Consider the following 18,868-nt stretch of genomic DNA (forward strand, 5'->3'; position numbering starts at 1 on the left):
CCATGAGCAAGCCTCTTCGCTCCATACGCCCGCGCCGCCTACCCGTTCATGTGTTGCTTGTCCGTGAAATTCGGATGCCAGAAGGCCGTTTGAGCGGCCTTCTCCTATAATTCTGATTTCGTTCTTTGACTTAAACAACCGAAGGAGGTGTGAGTTCATGCCACGGCTTCAAATTATGGATACCACCATCCGTGACGGCCAGCAGAGCTTGTGGGCCACGCGCATGCAGATTGGCGACATGCTGCCGATTCTGCCGAAGATGGACCGAGTAGGGTATTGGGCTATCGAGGCTTGGGGCGGCGCAACGTTCGATACGTGCCTCCGCTTCCTCGACGAGAATCCTTGGGAGCGCCTGCGCTCTATCAAGGCGAACACCCCGAACACGCCGCTTTCGATGCTCTCTCGCGGGCAAAATTTGGTTGGCTACAAGCATTACTCGCGCGAGATCTGCAACCGCTTCATCAAGGCGGCCAACCGAAACGGCATCCATGTGTTCCGCGTGTTCGATGCGCTGAACGACATTCGAAACGTGGTGGACAACGCCGACGCCATCAAGGAGTGCGGCGCGCATTTCGAGGGTGCGATTTCTTACACCATCAGCCCTGTTCATACGCTTGACAGCTTCCTTGATTACGGTCAGCAGCTCAAGGATCTGGGCGCTGATTCCATTTGTATCAAGGACATGGCGGGCATGCTCACGCCGTATCGCACCGAGCGCATCGTGAAGGCGTTCAACGCGGAAATCGGCCTGCCGCTGCACCTGCATTGCCACTATGTCGGCGGTATGGCTCCGGCAAACTACATCAAGGCCGCCGAGGCTGGCGCCGCGATCGTTGACACCGCGACCGCGCCCCTCGCCTTCGGCAACTCCCAACCCGCCGTCGAGATGCTCGCGGCGGCGCTCCAGGAGAGCCGCTACGACACTGGCCTTGACCTGGGTCTTCTGTTCGAGATCGCGGAATACTGGGAAGGCGTGCGCAAGCGCTGCCACTACAAGCGCGGCGTTTCTTCGCTCACGCACATGAAGGTGTATTCCCACCAGGTTCCGGGCGGCATGATGTCGAACCTCATGAGCCAGCTGGAAATCCAGAACGCCACGGACCGCCTGGGCGAGGTTATGGCCGAAATCCCGAAGGTCCGCGCCGAGGTCGGCTACCCGCCGCTCGTCACGCCGATGTCCCAGATCGTGGGCACGCAGGCCGTGTTTAACGTGATCACGGGCAAGCGCTGGAGCGTCGTGTCCAAGGAGATGAAGGACTACATCTGCGGCTATTACGGCAAGGCGCCCGGCCGCATGGACAAGGAAATCGTGAAGAAGGTCGTGGGCAACTCCGACGTCCTCGATCCCGATATCGCGCCCGGCTCTCTTGTCACCACGACGTTTGACGAGGTGGCAGAAGAAATCGGCGACCTCGCGCAGAGCGAGGAAGACGTCCTCATGTACGCGCTGTTCCCCAACGAGGCGCGCACGTACTTGAGCAAGCACCGCACGTCCGAGAAGGTTGACTTCTTGCTCGAGCAGGAATCGAGCGGTACCAAGGAGGAAGATTACGTGGATATCAATCAGATTCGCGAGCTGGTTCGCGTTGCCGAGGAAAGCGGCGTTGGCGAAATCGTAGTCGAGGAGGAAGGCACCCGCATCGCGGTGCGCATGCCCGGCCAGGCTGTGGCCGCCCCTGCGGCAGCCGCCGTCCCCGCCGCAGCTCCCACCGCCGCCGTGGCTCCCGCCCCCGTGGCTCCCGCTCCCGCGCAGGAGAGCGAGCACCCCGCCAATTGGTATGCCGTGAAGGCGCCGATGGTGGGCACCTTCTACGCTGCGCCGGCTCCTGATGAGCCGCCGTTCGTCAAGGTGGGCGACGAGGTTGCCGCCAACCAGACGCTGTGCATCGTCGAGGCAATGAAGCTCATGAACGAGATTACCGCCGAGGAGATGGGCACCGTCCGCGAAGTGTGTGTCGAGGACGCCACCCCAGTCGAGTTCGGCACCGTGCTCTTCTACATCGAGCCGCATACGAAGACCCCGCTTGTCTCGGAGCAGTCATAATGTTTAAGAAGATCCTCATCGCCAATCGCGGAGAAGTTGCGCTGCGCGTCATGCGTGCCTGCAAGGAACTCGGGGTGAAGACCGTGGCGGTTTACTCGACCGCCGACGAGGACACCTACCCGGTTCGCTACGCTGACGAAAAGGTTTGCATCGGACCTGCTCAGGCGAATAAAAGCTATCTCGTGATGTCGAACATCATCGAGGCGGCGAAGATTACCGGCGCCGAGGCGATCCATCCCGGCTACGGCTTCTTGGCTGAAAACGCCGACTTCGCCCGCGCCTGTGTCGACAACGACCTCGTATTCATCGGGCCTTCCGCCGAGTGCATCGAGCGCATGGGCGACAAGTCCTCCGCTCGCGAGACCATGAAGGCCTGCGGCGTCCCCACGGTGCCCGGCTCCGACGGCTGCATCGACACCGTCGAGGAGGCGCGCGCCTTCGCTGAGGAAGTCGGCTATCCGGTGCTCATCAAGGCTACGGCAGGCGGCGGCGGCAAGGGCATGCGCGAAGTGCACGACCCTGCCGACCTCGAGTCCCACTACAAGGCCGCTCGCGCCGAGGCGGCCGCGGCGTTCGGCAACGATGGAGTGTACCTCGAGAAGCTCGTGCTGCGCCCTCGCCACGTCGAGGTGCAGGTGCTCGCCGACAACCACGGCAACAACGTGGCTCTTTGCGAGCGCGACTGCTCGGTGCAGCGTCGCCATCAGAAGCTCATCGAAGAGGCTCCGTCCCCGGCGCTTACCGAGGAGCTGCGTCGCGCGATGGGCGTTGCAGCCATCAAAGCGGTGCGCGCGGTCGATTACAAGAACGCCGGCACGATCGAGTTTCTGCTCGACACCACGGGCAAGTTCTACTTCATGGAGATGAACACGCGCGTGCAGGTCGAGCATCCCGTTTCCGAGCAGATCACGGGTACCGACATCATCAAGGAGCAGCTGCGAATCGCGGCCGGCGAGCCTATGAGCTGCGCCGATCGCGCTCCGTTCACCCCCTTCGGCCACGCGATGGAGTTCCGCATCAACGCCGAGGACCCCGACCACGGCTTCCGTCCGTGCCCGGGCAAGATTACGCGCTTCGAGCCTCCGATGGGCCCGGGTGTGCGCGTGGAAACCTACGTTCACGAAGGCTCCTCGATTTCGCCGTATTATGACTCCATGGTGGCGAAGGTCATCGTGAGCGGTCAGGATCGCGAGGAGTGCCTTGCACGTGGCCGCCGCGCGCTCGACGAGTTCAAGATCGAAGGCATCGCCACCACGTTGCCGTTCCACCGTCGCGTGCTCGACAACGAGGTGTTCCGTGCGGGTGAAGCCACGACTGACTTCATCGAGACCCAGATGGGAGACTTGTTATGAGTGAGTTGAACGTCGAAGGTATGGCGCTCGCCCCGGGCGTCGTGGAAACGATTGTGTCCATCGCAGTCAGCGAGGTCGAGGGCGTCGCGTGCGTCGGCTCGGCGGGCGCACAGGGCCGCGGCATCCGCGCCGTGTTCGGCCAGAAGCCGTCGACCCAGGGTATCGAAATCACGGTAAACGAAGACAACAAACTGGCAGTCGCCGTGCGCATCGAGGTTTACTACGGCTTCGTGCTTCCCGAGGTCGCATCCAGCTTGCGCCAGGCTGTGGCCGATGCGGTGGCAAGCCAGGTCGGCGTCGAGGTTGCCTCGGTCGATGTCTACATCGACGGCATCCAGTTCGCCGAATAGGAGATCAATGGCATCACGACGACATGAACGCACCGCTGCGCGTCAAAGCGCGCTCCAGGTGCTCTATACCAGTGAAATAAAGGGCACGCGCCCGTCCGATTTGCTCGATTCGGGCCTTGTGCTCGAAGACGACGGCAAGTCGCTTTCGGACTACGCGATCGGGTTGATCGAGGGCGTCGACGAGAAGATGCTCCCCATCGACGTGCGCCTCAATTCTACTTCCGAGAACTGGAAGCTCAACCGCATGCCCATCGTCGACCGCTGCATCCTTCGTCTGGCGACGTACGAGATGCTCTTCGTCGACGAGGTGCCGGTATCGGTTGCCATCAACGAGGCGGTCGAGTTGGCGAAGGATTTCGGCGGCGAGGACGAGTCGCCTCGTTTCGTGAACGGCGTTTTGGGCCGCATTGCCCGCCAGCTCGAGGAAGATGCGAAGGATCCCGAGGCGGCGCGCCGTCGAGAGGAAGAGGCCCTGGCAGCCTACGCGTTCCCGACCAATGAAGAAGATTCTGCAGCTGAATTTGCTGGCGAGCAGCCCGCAGCAGAAGGCGCCGTTGAGAACGCGCCCGCGGCAGAAAGCGAGGATACCTCGGCTGACGCCGTGTCGTCCGAAGAGCTGGCTTGCGCAGCAGAGGAATCGACCTGTGCTCCCGAGGAGCCGGTGAATGTCGGACTCTAACGCTGCATCATACGATCAGGTTCGCGACCGCCTCGATGAAATCGTCGAGGCGGTAAACGCGCCCGGCATCTCGCTCGACGAAGCGCTCGCGCTCTACGAGGAGGCGGTGAAGCTCGGCCTTTCCGCATGCGATCTGTCTGAGGAAGGCGCCGAGGAGCTTCTCGAGCAGGATGCTGCAAACCTCACAACCGAACAGGCCAACCAGGCCAACCAGGCCGAGGCGACCGACAATCAAGACTCGCCCGCCGAGGGCGAGGCGGCCGTTGCGCGCCAAGACGAGGCGACGCCGGTTTCGCGATAGCACCGCTTTTGCGACGAAGGCGCGAGGGGGAAAGAGGAGTTCTTGCATCATGGCGAATGAGCGCATACTTGACGTGGTCGATTCACCTGCCGACCTGAAACTTCTCACCGATGATGAGCTCTCGATTCTTGCTCGCGAGATCAGGGAGCAAATCATCACCACCACTTCTAAAACGGGTGGCCATGTGGCGTCGTCCCTTGGCGCGGTCGAGATTATCCTTGCAGTTCACAGCCTTCTTAATTGCCCGGAAGACAAGTTCGTCTTCGACGTGGGGCACCAGTCGTACGCGCACAAGCTCGTGACGGGGCGGCGCGATCGTTTCGATACGCTGCGCACGTTCCATGGCATTTCGGGTTTCCCGAAGCCTTCCGAGAGCGAATACGACGTGCACGCTTCCGGCCACGCATCCGACTCGCTTTCGGTTGCCGTGGGGCTCGCCAAGGCGCGGGCGCTTTCGGGCGGCACGAACAAGATCGTCGCGCTCATCGGCGACGCGGCGCTAGGCGGAGGCATGGCCTTCGAGGCGCTCAACTACATCGGGCAAGCCCAGCTTCCCATGGTCATTATCTTGAACGACAACGAGATGTCCATCTCGCGCAACGTCGGCGCCCTCATGAAGCATCTCGGCTATCTGCGCACGTCGTCGTCGTATCGCACGACGCGCGATCGCGTGCAGGAGGCTATGGAGCAGTCGGGCGCCCTCGGCAGCGCCCTCATGCACTTCGGGCGCAATGCGAAGGAATCGATGAAGCAGTTCGTCATTCCCCACTCCATGATCTTCGAGCAGCTGGGCATCGTGTGCACGACGCCGGTTGACGGACACAACATCCACGAGCTGAAGGAAATGCTCTCGACGTGCCTGGCTGCAGATGGCCCGGTGCTCATGCACGTGGTCACCAAGAAGGGCGCCGGGTATGGTCCCGCGATGGCGGAGCCGACGCGTTTCCATGGTACGGGTCCTTACGATATCGCCACGGGCAAGGCTATAAAGAAGTCCGCGAAGGCGCCGAGCTACACCTCGGTGTTCGGCGAGGCCCTCCTGAATGAGGCGCGCGCCGATGAGCGCATCGTTGCGATCACCGCCGCGATGGAAAGCGGCACGGGGCTTACTAGCTTCGAAAAGGAGTTTCCCGACCGCTTCATTGATGTGGGCATTTGCGAGGAGAATGCAGCTGGCATGGCGGCGGGACTTGCCATCGGCGGGCGCAAGCCGGTGTTCGCCGTGTACTCTACGTTCCTGCAGCGCGCCATCGATCAGCTTATTGTCAATAACGCCCTCATGAACCTTGATGTCGTGTTCGCTATCGACCGTGCGGGCTTGGTGGGCGCCGATGGGCCGACGCACCACGGCATGTTCGACTTGGTCTATACGCGCATGGTTCCCAATATGCGAGTGCTTGCGCCCTCCAACGAGGCGGAACTCGTGAATTCCCTTCATACCGCGCTCGTGCTCGGCGGGCCGTTTGCGGTGCGCTATCCGCGAGGCGAGGCGTGCGGCGTGCCTGTCCCCGACAAGCCCGAAACCTACGAGCCTGGCGTGTCTCGCCTGGTGAGGGAAGGGTCCGATGTTGCTATCCTTGCGTTCGGGAATATGGTTGAGCCTGCGAACGAGGCTGCGGCTGCGCTTGAAGAAGCGGGCCTGTCCGTTCGCGTCGTTGACATGCGCTGGGTGAAGCCACTCGATACTGAGGCGATTCGCCGGGCTGCCGAAACCCGTCTCGTGGTGACGGTGGAAGACGGTGTTGTCGAAGGCGGTGTCGGGGAAGAGGTGCTCGCCGAGCTTGCGCGCCAGGACGTGAAGGCGCCCGTGCTCACGCTGGGCATTCCCGACCGCTACATCATGCAAGGCGCCCCCGATTTCCTTATGCATGAGCTCGGCCTCGACGCCGAAGGGATCGCCGCTGCTATTGAGGAGAAACTCGAAGCGCTCTAACGAGGGCATCAGGCGCTGCTTTGCGCGGAATGCGATGGTCCTCTGGCATTCTGATGCATACTGAGGTGAGCTTGTAGCGAAGACGCGGGCATTTATGGAATCCTCAAGTCCGTTCTTCAGCATTCAAGATTCAAATAACTTATTATTTGTGATATTGAGATACTATTAAGTATTTTGTATAGTAATGTTATTACAACGAATATAAAGTATTTTGAATGGCGGTATTGCATGTGGACCAACGCTTACTCATACGAGGACATCGGCGAGTTTCTGCGTGAGGCACGCAGGGAGCGCGGCATCACGCAGGTCGAGATGGCGAAAAAGCTCGGCTTCTCGTCGGTGACGCTTTCGGCGCTTGAGACAGGCAAGAACGTGTCGGCGGTCAAGGTTGACCGCTACCTGCAGCAGCTGGGCTTTCGCATGGTCATCGTTCCCAAGGGCGCGGACGTGAAGGTGACCGAATGAGGCAGCTCGACGTATTTCTGGGGGATAACCTGGTCGGGCATGTTGTCGAGAACCGCAAGGGAGGACGCTTCGAGTACGAGCAGTCGGTCGCCGATAAGCTCGCCGGTCGGCCAGTACTCTCGATGGCGTTTCCCGCGAAGGGTCGCCCGTTCGGCGAGGCAAAGACCTCTGCATGGTTTAACGGTCTGCTTCCCGAGGGAAGCCGTCGCGACGAGATCTGCAGGAGCCTTGGTGTTTCGCCCTACGATTGGATTGGCCTTCTTGCTGAGATAGGCTGGGAGTGCGCTGGTGCAGTGAGGGTGTTCGAGCGCGGCCACAAGAGGGCTCGCGAATTGCGGTTCGAAGCGATTTCTCCATCGGCGCTAGCCGAAAAGCTCTCGAGCGTTACGGCACGACTTCCGCAAGTCGAGAGTGAGCTGTTTCGCATGTCGCTTGGTGGATTCCAAGAGAAGATGTGCGTCGTTATGCCGACGATTCCCGAGGGAGCGTACTCCGTCGTTGCCGACGACGTCCTGCTACCGATGGGCGACAGCTCTAGCACACATATTCTCAAACCCGAAAGCGAGCATTATCCCGGTTTGGCTGAGTCGGAGGCCTGGGCTATGACGGCAGCTGGGCACGCGGCGCGTGCGTCTAGGGTGGCTCTGCTCGACTTGGACGATGCGCCGGGCACGCTTGTGGTCGAACGCTACGATAGGGTTGTCGACGACGTCTCCAAGTGCGTAGCTAGGCTTCATCAAGAGGATGCTTGCCAAGCGCTCGGAATCGATCCGCACGGCAAGTACGCCACCGCAAGCGCACCCAAGGGCGATGACCCCACGTACGTCGCAATTGCCGACTTACTGCAGAAATATTCCTCCGACCCCGAGGGCGAGAAGGAAGAGCTGTTGCGCCAGCTCGTTGCGAATCTGGCGCTTGGCAATTGGGATGCGCACGCCAAGAACACATCGTTTCTCTACCGCGAGCAGATGGTTCCTGAGCTTGCGCCGCTCTACGATGTGGTGCCCATTGCCGAGGTCGAGCCCCGTACAGGGATTCTTTCCATGCGCGTCAACGGGGTGATAAACCCTGAGAAGCTGACGCGGGCCGACATCATTGCCGAGGCCGCTTCCTGGGGATTGGACGCGGCGGGCGCTGAGACGGTCATCGACTGTGCGCTTCGTAATCTCGAGGAGGGCATTCGCGTCGCATCAATGGTTTACCCGGGTGCTGCATCTCGCCATGAGGCCAACGCTTTGGGAAGGGTGTGTAGGCTGAAAAGGGACTTTCAGCCCTGAGATGTCGTCGGTTCCTGAGAGCGGAGAATCCGGAATCTAAGGAAGCCCCATGCTGCTCGCAAAACCCGCCTCCATCGGCGAGCGGGGCTCTGAAATCTGCTTGAAACAATAACCCTAGGTCAGATGACCTGGGGTTATTTCTTCTCTGTTTCGCTCGCGCTTCCCGTTTGTTACGGTGCGTTTGAATGAAAGTTAACACTGGGCCTCGCACCGTTTGAGCGCGTCTTGAGGTGCGATTATCTTCTCTGTCATACAGATGCACGTCTAGAAACAGAGGAGGTAAATGCAATGTTTGACTCGGGTAATACAGGATTCATGCTCGTTTGCGCGATGCTGGTCCTGCTTATGACACCTGGCCTTGCGTTCTTCTACGGAGGTCTGTCACGCCGCAAGAACGTTGTTAACACTATGATCATGGTGTTCGGCGTCTTGGGCATCGTTGCAATCACGTGGACGATTTTCGGTTGGTCTTTCGCTTACGGCGGAGACGGCTCGATTCCGTTCTTCGGAGGCTTCGACCAGATCGGTCTTACGGGCCTGGTCGCCAACATCACTGGTGAGGCACCCGAAGCGCTGAGTCACGACTGCTACCCCGCGATGGCGGATGTCGTCTTCCAGCTGGCATTCTGCATGATTACCACGGCAATCATCACCGGCTCTCTTGCGGGCCGTATGAAGTATGGTGCGATTTGCGCGTTCGTTGCCATTTGGACCATCGTGGTGTATCCGCCGCTGGCGCACATGGTTTGGGGCGGTGACGGCTCCCTCATCGGCGACACCATCGGCGCGCTCGACTTCGCAGGCGGCGATGTTGTCCACATCTCTTCCGGCTTGACCGGCCTTGTCCTCTGCCTGCTTCTGGGCAAGCGCAAGGGCTTCGGCATGATGAGCTACCGTCCGCACAACGTTCCGTTCGTTGTCCTGGGCGCTACGCTTCTGTGGTTCGGCTGGTTTGGCTTCAATGCGGGCTCGGAGTTCGCGGCTGATGGTGTTGCGGCGCTCGCCTTGGTGAACACGGTCATCGCTTCCGGCTCCGCCCTCATCTCATGGGTAATTGTCGAGCGCGTGAAGGTCGGCAAGCCCACCCTCGTCGGCGCTGCCACTGGTCTTGTTGCGGGCCTCGTCGTGATCACCCCTGCTGCTGGCTTCGTGGAGCCTTGGGCTGCGCTCGTCATGGGTCTCATCGTTTCCCCCATCTGCTACTTCGCGATTTCCTTCTGCAAGGCAAAGATCGGTTACGACGACGCGCTTGATGCATTCGGTTGCCACGCAGTCGGCGGCATCGTCGGCGGCATCTGCACTGGCATCTTCTGCGTGCCCGAGCTTTCCTGGACCGATTTCGGCGGCCTCATCTACACCGGCGATGTCTCGCTTCTGGGCAGCCAGATCCTGGGCATCCTGATCACGATCGTGTTCGTTGGCGTGCTCGACGTGGTCATCGGCTTCATCGTGAAGGCGTGCTTCAAGGGCAGCCTGCGCGTCAGCGAGGAAGAAGAGGCGCAAGGCCTCGACGTTGCGGCACATGGCGAGTCCGCGTACCCTGCCTATATCGGTCTTGACTAGGCGAGTTCTAAGGAAGGAGTTGAAACCAATGAAGAGGATCACTGCGATTGTCCGCCCCGAGAAGCTCGAACCGCTCAAGGAGGCACTCTTTGCAGCAAAGGTTGGCGGCATGACGATTTCCCAGGTCAACGGCTGCGGCAGTCAGCATGGCTGGAAGGAATACTACCGCGGCACCGAGGTTCTGCTGAACATGGTGCCCAAGGTGAAGTTCGAACTCGTGGTTGCCGATGGCGAGGTTGACGGGCTGGTGAAGGTCATCACCGAGACGGCGCGCACGGGTAACGTGGGCGACGGCAAGATTTTCGTCTCTCCGATTGACGAGGTCATCCGCATCCGCACCGATGAGCGCGGAGAGTCGGCGGTATAGGCTCGGCAAGCGTTCGCGCGACAGCTTGAGTTCTCCAATTCAGAAGGCTCCGATGGATTTTCCGTCGGAGCCTTCATCATGCTTGCATAATGTCTCTGCTAATGATATATACTCCTATTAAGATTACAATTAGCAAGCTTGAAAAGAGGCGAAATGGCGAACATATCGAAGGTTACGGCGAAAGCGGGTGCTGCAAGTTGCGCGGCGACAAGGAACACACGACAGCGAGCGCTCGTGCTCGAGGCGGTTCGCTCGCTTCACAACCATCCCACTTCAGCAGACGTGTACGACGCGGTGCGCGAGAAGCACCCGAGCATCTCGCGGGCGACGGTGTACCGCAACCTCAACGTGCTGACCGAGCAGGGCGAAGTGCTTCATATTCCTGTGGCGGGCAGCGCCGACCGCTATGACTTCCGCTGCGATTGCCACTACCACGCGATATGCCGGGAATGCGGTGTCGTCTACGACGTCGAGATGCCCAGCGAGGACCTGCTTTCGAGCGTACGCGACACCCATGGTTTCCTGATTGAGGGCTTCGACATTATCTTCAACGGCCTTTGCCCCGATTGCGTGGATGGGGCGTAAATTGCCGATTCGCGCAATCTCGTGCAACTCTGCCTCTCGAAATGTACGGAGGGGTAGAATTGTGCCAGTGAAAAACTGGAGCGGAAGCGGTTGCGCATGAACACTAAGCTATCTGTCGCTGCGCAAGCTGGAGAACCGCGCGATAGAGGACTTGCAGGGCGACCAGATGGGCTTTGGCCTCGACGGGGACGCTGAGCCCATCGAAGTTTCCATCAACCAGTTCTACGGCATCGAGATCAACGACTTCGCGGTGAGCGTGGCGAAAACGGCGCTGTGGATCGCCGAGGAGCAGATGATGGAGGCCACGCAGGAGATCCTTTTGCGGGAGTTCGACTTCCTGCCGCTAAAATCCAACAGCAACATTCGCGAAGCATTAATGCTTACCTGGCGGATGCGCCGAGCGTTTTCGTATGGAACCGCAGCAAGCCGCTATGCGACGTGCCTAAAATCGGAATCGGTTCACAGCCAATTGATGGCGGCAACTACCTATTCACTGAATTGGAGAAGGAAGGCTTCTTGGCGTCCGAACCTACTGCCGCACGTTTCTTTCACCCTTGGCTCGGTTCGCGCGAGTTTCTCCATGGCGAAACTCGATGGTGTCTATGGCTCGGAAATGCTTCCGTATCGGACATGGCTGCGATGCCGTGCTGCCAGGAGAGGGCTAATGCCGTACGCGACTACCGGCTATCAAGTAAAAGAAGGCAGACTTTGAAAGCCGCCGAATCGCCTCAGCACTTTGGCACAGAAATAATAGTGAAGGGCAGTTCCGTCCTCGTTCCCAAAGTTTCCTCGGAGCGGCGGCGCTACATCCTGCTCGGGTTCATCGGTCCCGAAACCTTCTGCAGCGACCTGGTGTTCCTGATTCCCGATGCCACCCTATATCACTTCGGCGTCCTCCACTCGCAATTCCATAACGCTTGGATGAGAACGGTGGCTGGGCGGCTCAAGAGTGACTACCGCTATTCGGGCGGTATCGTCTACAACAACTTCATCTGGCCGGATCCTACGCCCGAACAGCGCGTAGCTATCGAGTCCTGCGCCCAAGGCGTCCTGAATGCCCGCGAAGCACACCCTGGTGCTACGCTCGCTGACCTGTACGACCCCGACAAAATGCCAACTGACTTGCTCTCTGCGCACAAGGAACTCGACGCTGCAGTTGAAGCCGCCTACGACGTAGACTTCAACGGCGACGAGGAGAAGATTGTTGCCCACCTTTTCAAGCTCTATGCCGAAAAAGCAGGTGAGCTATAGTCGGTTTGCAGGCTTTCCGTTCGGTAAAATGCAGGCATTTCATTCGGTATTGTACAGATAATGGCTTTCGCTTAGGTTTCAGCTTGGGTGAGTTATAAGCCTCCCATCTGCTATAATGCAGATTGGCAAAAAGAAAAAAAAATAGCAAAAAGAAAAAACGAGACAGGAGTCGTATGGAGTCTTCAATAAATCCATTTACCCCGAGTTTCGGAAAAGTGCCGCCCATTCTTGCGGGGCGCAAAATCCTGATTGGCGAATTCGAGCAGGCCTTCTCCCTTAATCCCAATGATCCCAATCTGTGTAGCTTGTTCTCAGGTCCCCGCGGTGTGGGAAAGACGGTTCTTATGTCGCACCTTGCGCGCAAGGCGGAGGCGAGCGGGTGGATTTCGGCTAATGTCACGGCGCGCCCCGGCATGCTCGAAGATATTCTCGAAAGAACGATGGATGCGGCGAACGAGCTCATTGAAAGACCTTCGTTTAAGCGACTGACCTCGGTGTCTATCTCATCGCTATTCAGTGCATCGTGGGAATACCGTAACTCTGATTCGGGCAATTGGCGTACGCGCATGAGCCGCATTCTCGATGTGCTTGCAGAGTACTCCATCGGCCTTCTCATCACTATCGATGAGATCGACCCCAATCTCGAGGAGCTCATCGACTTTTCGGCGACATTCCAGCATTTCGTACGCGAAGATCGCAAAGTGGCGCTTTTCATGGCGGGTCTGCCCGTCAATGTTTCGGCGCTTCTGTCGGACAAGTCCGTTTCTTTTCTGAGGCGTGCGGCGCAGCATCAGCTTGGTCGCATTGAAGACGCGGATATCACCGATGCATTCCGCGAAACAATCGAGGAGGCGGGGAAATCGATTGGCGATGACGCCCTTTCGCTTGCTGCGGAAGCGACGGGCGGGTTTGCCTATATGATGCAACTTGTCGGATTCCGTACGTGGATCGAAGCGGAGGATTCGTCGGTTATCGAGGTCACTCATGTGGAGCGCGGAGCGGAGCTCGCGCGTCGCGATTTCGTAAACGGCATCATAAAAAAGACGTTGCAGGACCTCTCCGATGGTGATATCGCATTTCTAGAGGCGATGCTTCCCGACAAAGGGCATCCGAGCTTGATGAACGATATTGCCGAGCGTATGGGTAAAACGCCCAATTATGCACGGGTGTACCGGACGCGGTTAGTCGAGCAGGGGCTCATTTCGGCGCCTCGCAGGGGCTTTGTCGAGTTCGAGATGCCGCTGTTGAGGGAATATTTGATGGAAAACTAGGGAAGCGCTGATTGATTAGGCTGCAGCCCTCACAAGGGGTTTCGTCACTGATTTTCCTCGGAACCTGGGGGTGGTGCCGCGCTTCCTCCCTAGCGAAACGACGTCCCAAGCTGCATAATGGACAACGCGCGAAAAGGGGTTCGCGCGTTTGGGATGGAAAACAGGGGACGTGCGTGGAGAATAGAACAGAGGGAATCAGCTGGGCCTTGTCAAGTATCGGCAATAGGCTTCCGTAGCTTCGATACTTAAGCTATAGCTTTTACGGGGCATGGATTTTACTTTCCGTGACGGGGGTCGACCTGGTCTCGTTTTCGGGGGCGGACGACGCTGTGGCACGCTTCTTGCGCAACTATATGCTCTCTGGCATCCCCCTTACCGCATGTTTGTTTTTGGCGGGTGCGCTCGATTCGTTTTTCAACGAGCGCATTGCGCACGGCCCGTTGACGGTCGTCATGGCCATCATCGCTTCCGCGTCCACGTTCGTCGTCGCGGCAAGTCATGATGTTGGGAGTCTCGCTTGCGACATCGCCATGGTGGGAACGGGCCTTGGGACGGCATTCGTTTGTCTGCGCGTTGGCTTGGTGACAAGCCGTCTGAGCGGCACGGAGGCGTGCGTCACCATCAGCAGCGCAGCGCTCCTTTCCTTCCTCATTTATTTCGCGGTGAAAGGAGCTCCGGGAGATATTTCGGTTGTCCTCGTGTCGCTTTTGCCGTTCGCCTCGGTGTTCTGCTCGTTTTGCGTGCCCGACGAGGTGAGCGAGACCGATCCGCTCGAAGAGGCGATCAGCATCGATAAGCTGCCGCAAGGGTTTTTCGTGCGACTTGTTCTTGCCGTGTGCGCGTTCGCGCTGGCAGCGGGTGTGTCGAAGGGTATCGGTATGATCGTTGTCTCCGGCGCCTCGACGCCTGTCGAGTGCATCGTCTCGCTTGTCTGCATCGCGGGCTTCATCTTGGGGCTGTGCCTGCTGCTTCGCACGCGCAACTTCAACGTGAGCTCGCTCTATCTGCCGATCGGTTTGCTCATGGCGTTCGCGATGCTTGGCGCGCCGATTTTAGGCTCCCCCGATATCGTGCAGAGCGCGATCACGGGCGTGCTGTACAACATCTTCGTGATCGTGGTGTGGTGCTTGCTTATCGACCTTGCAGGGCGAACGACGCTCACCCCCACGCGCGTGTTCGGCTTCGGGCGCGGCGCATCGGCTCTCGGTACGACGGTCGGCGTCGTGGTGGTGATGCTGAACCAGGGGCTTTTCTCGGGCGATTCCGTTTACTACGTGGCCTACCTTGCCGTTATGAGCGTGCTTCTTGTGCTCGTGTTCACTCTGGCGCTTTCCACGGGCACTATCGAGCGGGCATTCGACGTGATGCTTGCGAAGCAGGAGCGGCAGGCGGCTGAGCGCTTAAGCCGGCGTGCGGCTGAAGGGCAGACCCTCAACGAGTCTGCGGCAAAGACTGAAGAGGCCAATGCTCCTGAGGAAGCCCCCGGTGCGCTTTTCGATCGCGCATGCATGACGCTCGCTTCGGAGGCGAAGTTGACGGCGCGCGAGGCGGAGGTGCTCGCCTTGCTCGCGCGCGGCAGAACGATCGGGTACGTTGCCGACGAGTTGGTCATCGCGCAGAACACGGCGAAAGGCTACGTGAAAAACGTGTACGCGAAGCTTGGCATCCATTCGCGCCAGGAGCTCATCGACGCGGTCGAGGAGCTTTATCTGCGGATGTAGTCGCGGCGGGCTTGATGACCTTCTGCGCAAGGGAGGTGCCCCCGCATGCAGGACATGCGCCTGCCCCCGCGGGCACTTCCGCTCCGCAGCTTTTGCATACTACGGCAACCTTGATAGAGAACATTCCGCACTTGTTGCAGTGCGTGCAGGTGTAGCACGACATAGCCTCTCTCCTTTCCCGACGCGTAGCATACACCACTTCGTTTTCCCAGGTGAGACCTGTAAGGGGTAGTTAGACCCCCCATTGCGGGGGGTTTGTCTCTCGTGGCGTGGGGGGTGTCCGAAACACCCCGCGACGGGTCTTTCTCCCCCCAGCTCCCGAAGCGTAGAGTCCAGGTCGTTCGAAATGACGCGAAGGTCTGGCGAGGCCTTCGCGAAACCGACGAAGGAGGGGGAGTGAAATGGGAGAAACTTGCGCTTCGTGCAAGCCATTCATCACCGAAGAAGACGGGGTATTGAAAGTCCGCACCTGTGCATGGTCGCCTCCAGGAGATCATCCGGTTGGATGCGGCATGTTCATCCACGTGAAGGACGGAAAGATTGTGAAGGTGGAGGGCGACCCGAGCCATCCGATCACGCAGGGCCGTCTGTGCCCGAGATGCATCGCGCTCGACGAGGTCGTCTATCACAAGGACCGTCTGCTGAGCCCCATGAAGCGTGCCCGCGAGGATCGCGGCAAGGATGCATGGGAGAAGATTTCTTGGGACGAGGCCTACGATTTGCTCGAGGAGAAGATCCGCGGTTTTCAGGAAAACTACGGTGCTGAGTGCATCTTCACGCTGACGGGCACGGGTCGCGAGTCCACGCTTTACGCCCCGGTGTACGGCCCTGCTATCATGAACACGCCGAATGGCGCGTCGACCTACCCGTTCTCGGGCGAGGCGTGCTACGGCCCGCGTGCGACCATCGTGAACTACCTCCTGGGCGCCGGCGTGCCGGAAATCGACTCTGCGCAGTTCTTCCCAGATCGCTACGATGACCCGCGCTGGGTTTGCCCGAAATACATCATGGTGTGGGGCAAGGACCCGCTCTACTCGAGCCCTGATGGGTTCTTCGGCCACAGCATCATCGACATCATGAAGCGCGGCGCGAAGATCATCACCGTGGACCCGCGCTTGACCTGGCTCGGTGCGCACTCGGAGTATCATCTGCAGCTGCGCCCCGGCACCGATGCCGCCGTCGGCATGGGCTTTTTGAACGTCATCATTTCCGAGGACCTCTACGATCATGACTTCGTCGAGAAATGGTGCTACGGCTTCGAGGAGCTCTCCGAGGCGGTGAAGCCATGGACGCCCGAGAAGGTCCAGGAGGTTTCCTGGGTCGACCCTGAGCAGCTTGTGGGAGCCGCACGCGCCTTCGCGACGAATGCGCCTTCTACCGCGACCTGGGGCGTTGCGCTTGACCAGTCCAAGCAGTCCACGCAGGCGGCACAGTGCTTCATGGCGATTTGCGCCATTTGCGGCTACATTGACGTGCCCGGCGGCATCACCATCACGAAGCCCACGAGCTTCATCGGACAGTGGCGCTACGACATGTCCGACACGCTCACCGAGGGCATGGCGGAGAAGCACATCGTCGACCCCACGGGCAAGTACCGCATGTTCAACACGGGCGCTGCCATGGGTGGCGTTCAGGGCGATACGCTTCTGAACTGGCTCGAGGGCATGTACAAGGATTATCCCGAGTATTATCCACTGCGCATGTGCTGGCTTATCGGTTCGAACCCGCTCGCTTGCATGGCCGACCAGCCGCAGCGTTGGTACGCGGCGATGAAGGACCTCGATTTCATCGTGGCTCAGGATATCTTCATGACCCCGACCATCATGGGCCTGTGCGATTTGGTATTGCCGCTCTCGACCTTCGCCGAGCACGATGGCCTGGTCACGCCGAACTACGGGCGCAACCAGCACTTTGTGGGTGCTATGAACACCGCGGTGGAGAACCCCAACACGAAAAGCGACCTCGAGATCTTGGTCGACATGGGCAAGCGCATGCGTCCCGAGATCTGGGGAGACTTCACCACGATTGACGACTTCTTCGACACCAAGCTGAAGGAGAACTACGGCTACGGCATTGAGGAACTGCGCGAGAAGTCCGTCATCCAAGCCGACTACAAGTACCGCAAGTACGAGACGGGCGATTTGCGCGACGACGGGCAGCCCGGTTTCCAGACGGTCACCGGCCGCGTGGAGCTGTACTCCTACGTGCTTGAGGCCTATGACGAGAAGCCGGTTCCCTATTTTGAGGAGCCTGACTACAGCCCCGTGTCCCAGCCGCCTGAGGTCGTGGAGAAATATCCGCTCGTCTACACCACGGGCGGCCGCCACATCAGCGCCTTCCACTCCGAGCACCGTCAGGTTCCCTCGCTGCGCGCGCTGCATCCCGACCCGCTGGTGACCATCAACCCGGCCACGGCCGAGAAATACGGCATCCGCGAGGGCGACTGGGTGCGCGTCGACACCATGTTCGGCAAGTGCACGCAGAAGGCGCACCTCACCTACGAGGTCAACGAGAAGACCGTCCATGTGGAACATGCCTGGTGGTTCCCCGAGCAAGACGGGGAAGCGCCCAATCTCTTCGGCGTGTTCGATGCGAACGCCAACAATCTCATCCCACATGAGAGCGTCGGCGTCACCGGATATGGCGCGCCGTACAAGAACGGCATCTGTTCCATCACGCGCGTCGACAGCATGAAGGATTAGGGGGTGTGCGACATGCAACATGCGATGATCATCGATTACAAGTACTGCACCGGATGCGAGTCCTGCGTTGTCTCCTGCGCGAAGGAAAAAGGCCTTGGCACTGAGGAGTGGGGCATGAAGGTCGAGCAGATCGGCCCGAACAAGATTGGCGGTAAGTGGGAATGGGACTATGTTCCCGTGCCGTCCCGGGCGTGCGATCTGTGCGCCGAGCGCCGAGAGGCGGGCAAGATGCCGCTGTGTGAGTTGCACTGCCTGGCGAAATGCATCGAGATCGTTCCCGTTGAGGACGTCTCGAAGCGCTTGGCCGACCTTGGCGAGCACAAGGTGTGCTGCTTTATGCCGTAAGGCATCGTAAGGAAACTATCCATCCCTCACATGCGCGGTCCGTTTCTCTCGCTTAGACGGACCGCGCACTCCCCAAACAGCGAAAACCCATCATTTTCATTTGACGCGCAATGGCGTGAAGGAGGTTCTATGCCTCAAAAAAGACAAGGCTTCACCACCATGGTCGACCTTGCCGAGTTCGAGAAAACCACCTGGACATTTCTCGTAAACATCAAGATGACCTGGCAGTACGACGGGATGGCATACCTGTTTCGCGAAGCGGGAATCCCACTTTACGGCATCGACCGCGGAACGACGAAGATGAACCACCCCATTGCAGCGATGGCAATCCCCATGAGCAAGGACAAGAACTACGGGGTTGACATATACGTGCCCGCCGATCGCAAGAAGAAGGCGGCTTCCCTCATTGAGGACGAGGAGAAGCTTGCCCGCGCGGCCGAGCTCGAAGCCGAGGTCGGAGGCGAGGCGCATGCGAGATTCAACGAAGAGGCGACGGAGAAGAAGGCGTCGTATCTCGAGATGAAAAAGGAAAGGAGGAGGGCGAAAAGGGGACTTGTTTTCACGAAACTGCGCTCGCTCGGCGGTAGCGCGTCATAAGGGGACGCTTTCGCCGGTCGATCGCAACGATCCGATTCGACTATCATTTCAGAAAGGAAGCGGCA

General features: G+C 59.4%; 17 protein-coding genes and 1 pseudogene. All 18 read left to right on the plus strand.

All coding sequences use genetic code 11. The features are described from left to right. The first annotated feature begins 157 nt into the window (after positions 1-157). Positions 158-2,044, plus strand: coding sequence for an acetyl-CoA carboxylase biotin carboxyl carrier protein (gene accB, locus F8C90_RS01480; protein WP_158048676.1), 1,887 nt, complete (start codon positions 158-160; stop codon positions 2,042-2,044). After that, positions 2,044-3,396: an acetyl-CoA carboxylase biotin carboxylase subunit gene (accC, locus tag F8C90_RS01485; protein WP_158048677.1), complete on the plus strand. Its 1,353-nt coding sequence runs from the start codon at positions 2,044-2,046 to the stop codon at positions 3,394-3,396. Before accB ends, accC begins: the two co-directional genes overlap by 1 nt. After that, positions 3,393-3,746 carry an Asp23/Gls24 family envelope stress response protein gene (locus F8C90_RS01490; RefSeq protein WP_158048678.1) on the plus strand — a complete coding sequence of 118 codons (354 nt, stop codon included), beginning with the start codon at positions 3,393-3,395 and terminating at the stop codon, positions 3,744-3,746. The genes accC and F8C90_RS01490 overlap by 4 nt, the downstream gene beginning before the upstream one ends. Before the next feature lie 7 nt (positions 3,747-3,753). After that, positions 3,754-4,425, plus strand: coding sequence for a transcription antitermination factor NusB (gene nusB / locus F8C90_RS01495; RefSeq protein ID WP_158048679.1), 672 nt, complete (start codon positions 3,754-3,756; stop codon positions 4,423-4,425). After that, a complete protein-coding gene (locus F8C90_RS01500; protein WP_158048680.1) occupies positions 4,412-4,726 on the plus strand; it encodes an exodeoxyribonuclease VII small subunit in 315 nt (104 codons plus the stop codon). The genes nusB and F8C90_RS01500 overlap by 14 nt, the downstream gene beginning before the upstream one ends. Before the next feature lie 49 nt (positions 4,727-4,775). Continuing rightward, positions 4,776-6,659, plus strand: a complete 1,884-nt coding sequence (dxs, locus tag F8C90_RS01505; protein WP_158048681.1) for a 1-deoxy-D-xylulose-5-phosphate synthase — start codon at positions 4,776-4,778, stop codon at positions 6,657-6,659. A 228-nt stretch (positions 6,660-6,887) separates the two neighbouring features. Continuing rightward, positions 6,888-7,124: a helix-turn-helix domain-containing protein gene (locus tag F8C90_RS01510; protein WP_158048682.1), complete on the plus strand. Its 237-nt coding sequence runs from the start codon at positions 6,888-6,890 to the stop codon at positions 7,122-7,124. Continuing rightward, positions 7,121-8,401 carry a type II toxin-antitoxin system HipA family toxin gene (locus F8C90_RS01515; RefSeq protein WP_158048683.1) on the plus strand — a complete coding sequence of 427 codons (1,281 nt, stop codon included), beginning with the start codon at positions 7,121-7,123 and terminating at the stop codon, positions 8,399-8,401. Before F8C90_RS01510 ends, F8C90_RS01515 begins: the two co-directional genes overlap by 4 nt. A 288-nt stretch (positions 8,402-8,689) precedes the next feature. Continuing rightward, the gene (locus F8C90_RS01520; protein WP_158048684.1) at positions 8,690-9,964 is read left to right on the plus strand and encodes an ammonium transporter; all 1,275 of its coding nucleotides are present in this window, start codon (positions 8,690-8,692) and stop codon (positions 9,962-9,964) included. 28 nt (positions 9,965-9,992) lie between these two features. Continuing rightward, the gene (locus F8C90_RS01525) at positions 9,993-10,331 is read left to right on the plus strand and encodes a P-II family nitrogen regulator (RefSeq protein ID WP_158048685.1); all 339 of its coding nucleotides are present in this window, start codon (positions 9,993-9,995) and stop codon (positions 10,329-10,331) included. A 153-nt stretch (positions 10,332-10,484) separates the two neighbouring features. Beyond that, entirely contained in the window at positions 10,485-10,916 is a 432-nt protein-coding gene (locus F8C90_RS01530) for a Fur family transcriptional regulator (protein ID WP_158048686.1), read from the plus strand. Positions 10,917-11,028: 112 nt separating this feature from the next. Next, positions 11,029-11,295: pseudogene (locus F8C90_RS11340) on the plus strand (DNA methyltransferase); the annotation flags it as partial. A 59-nt stretch (positions 11,296-11,354) separates the two neighbouring features. Further along, a complete protein-coding gene (locus F8C90_RS11345; protein ID WP_343030117.1) occupies positions 11,355-12,167 on the plus strand; it encodes a type IIL restriction-modification enzyme MmeI in 813 nt (270 codons plus the stop codon). Between the two features lie 122 nt (positions 12,168-12,289). Further along, positions 12,290-13,438 (plus strand): ATP-binding protein, encoded by a 1,149-nt coding sequence (locus F8C90_RS01545; protein WP_246155729.1) that lies wholly within the window; start codon positions 12,290-12,292, stop codon positions 13,436-13,438. 284 nt (positions 13,439-13,722) lie between these two features. Next, on the plus strand, positions 13,723-15,159 hold the full coding sequence (locus F8C90_RS01550) for a helix-turn-helix transcriptional regulator (RefSeq protein WP_158048688.1): 1,437 nt from the start codon (positions 13,723-13,725) through the stop codon (positions 15,157-15,159). Between the two features lie 401 nt (positions 15,160-15,560). Continuing rightward, entirely contained in the window at positions 15,561-17,861 is a 2,301-nt protein-coding gene (locus tag F8C90_RS01555; RefSeq protein ID WP_158048689.1) for a molybdopterin-dependent oxidoreductase, read from the plus strand. 12 nt (positions 17,862-17,873) lie between these two features. Then, a complete protein-coding gene (locus F8C90_RS01560) occupies positions 17,874-18,206 on the plus strand; it encodes an oxidoreductase (RefSeq protein WP_158048800.1) in 333 nt (110 codons plus the stop codon). Positions 18,207-18,335: 129 nt separating this feature from the next. After that, the gene (locus F8C90_RS01565) at positions 18,336-18,803 is read left to right on the plus strand and encodes a hypothetical protein (RefSeq protein WP_158048690.1); all 468 of its coding nucleotides are present in this window, start codon (positions 18,336-18,338) and stop codon (positions 18,801-18,803) included. Positions 18,804-18,868: the final 65 nt, after the last annotated feature.

Origin of the sequence: Ellagibacter isourolithinifaciens (assembly GCF_008831035.1) — a bacterium.
GTDB classification, from domain to species: Bacteria; Actinomycetota; Coriobacteriia; order Coriobacteriales; family Eggerthellaceae; genus Ellagibacter; species Ellagibacter isourolithinifaciens.

What these genes read in the sequence shown, in the direction of transcription:
- F8C90_RS01530 (WP_158048686.1), top strand. Translation starts at nt 10,485, where the DNA reads ATGGCGAACATATCGAAGGTTACGGCGAAAGCGGGTGCTGCAAGTTGC.
- dxs (WP_158048681.1), top strand. Translation starts at nt 4,776, where the DNA reads ATGGCGAATGAGCGCATACTTGACGTGGTCGATTCACCTGCCGACCTG.
- F8C90_RS01565 (WP_158048690.1), top strand. Translation starts at nt 18,336, where the DNA reads ATGCCTCAAAAAAGACAAGGCTTCACCACCATGGTCGACCTTGCCGAG.
- F8C90_RS01515 (WP_158048683.1), top strand. Translation starts at nt 7,121, where the DNA reads ATGAGGCAGCTCGACGTATTTCTGGGGGATAACCTGGTCGGGCATGTT.
- F8C90_RS01500 (WP_158048680.1), top strand. Translation starts at nt 4,412, where the DNA reads ATGTCGGACTCTAACGCTGCATCATACGATCAGGTTCGCGACCGCCTC.
- accC (WP_158048677.1), top strand. Translation starts at nt 2,044, where the DNA reads ATGTTTAAGAAGATCCTCATCGCCAATCGCGGAGAAGTTGCGCTGCGC.
- F8C90_RS01510 (WP_158048682.1), top strand. Translation starts at nt 6,888, where the DNA reads ATGTGGACCAACGCTTACTCATACGAGGACATCGGCGAGTTTCTGCGT.
- F8C90_RS01555 (WP_158048689.1), top strand. Translation starts at nt 15,561, where the DNA reads ATGGGAGAAACTTGCGCTTCGTGCAAGCCATTCATCACCGAAGAAGAC.
- F8C90_RS01490 (WP_158048678.1), top strand. Translation starts at nt 3,393, where the DNA reads ATGAGTGAGTTGAACGTCGAAGGTATGGCGCTCGCCCCGGGCGTCGTG.
- F8C90_RS01560 (WP_158048800.1), top strand. Translation starts at nt 17,874, where the DNA reads ATGCAACATGCGATGATCATCGATTACAAGTACTGCACCGGATGCGAG.
- accB (WP_158048676.1), top strand. Translation starts at nt 158, where the DNA reads ATGCCACGGCTTCAAATTATGGATACCACCATCCGTGACGGCCAGCAG.
- F8C90_RS01525 (WP_158048685.1), top strand. Translation starts at nt 9,993, where the DNA reads ATGAAGAGGATCACTGCGATTGTCCGCCCCGAGAAGCTCGAACCGCTC.
- F8C90_RS01520 (WP_158048684.1), top strand. Translation starts at nt 8,690, where the DNA reads ATGTTTGACTCGGGTAATACAGGATTCATGCTCGTTTGCGCGATGCTG.
- nusB (WP_158048679.1), top strand. Translation starts at nt 3,754, where the DNA reads ATGGCATCACGACGACATGAACGCACCGCTGCGCGTCAAAGCGCGCTC.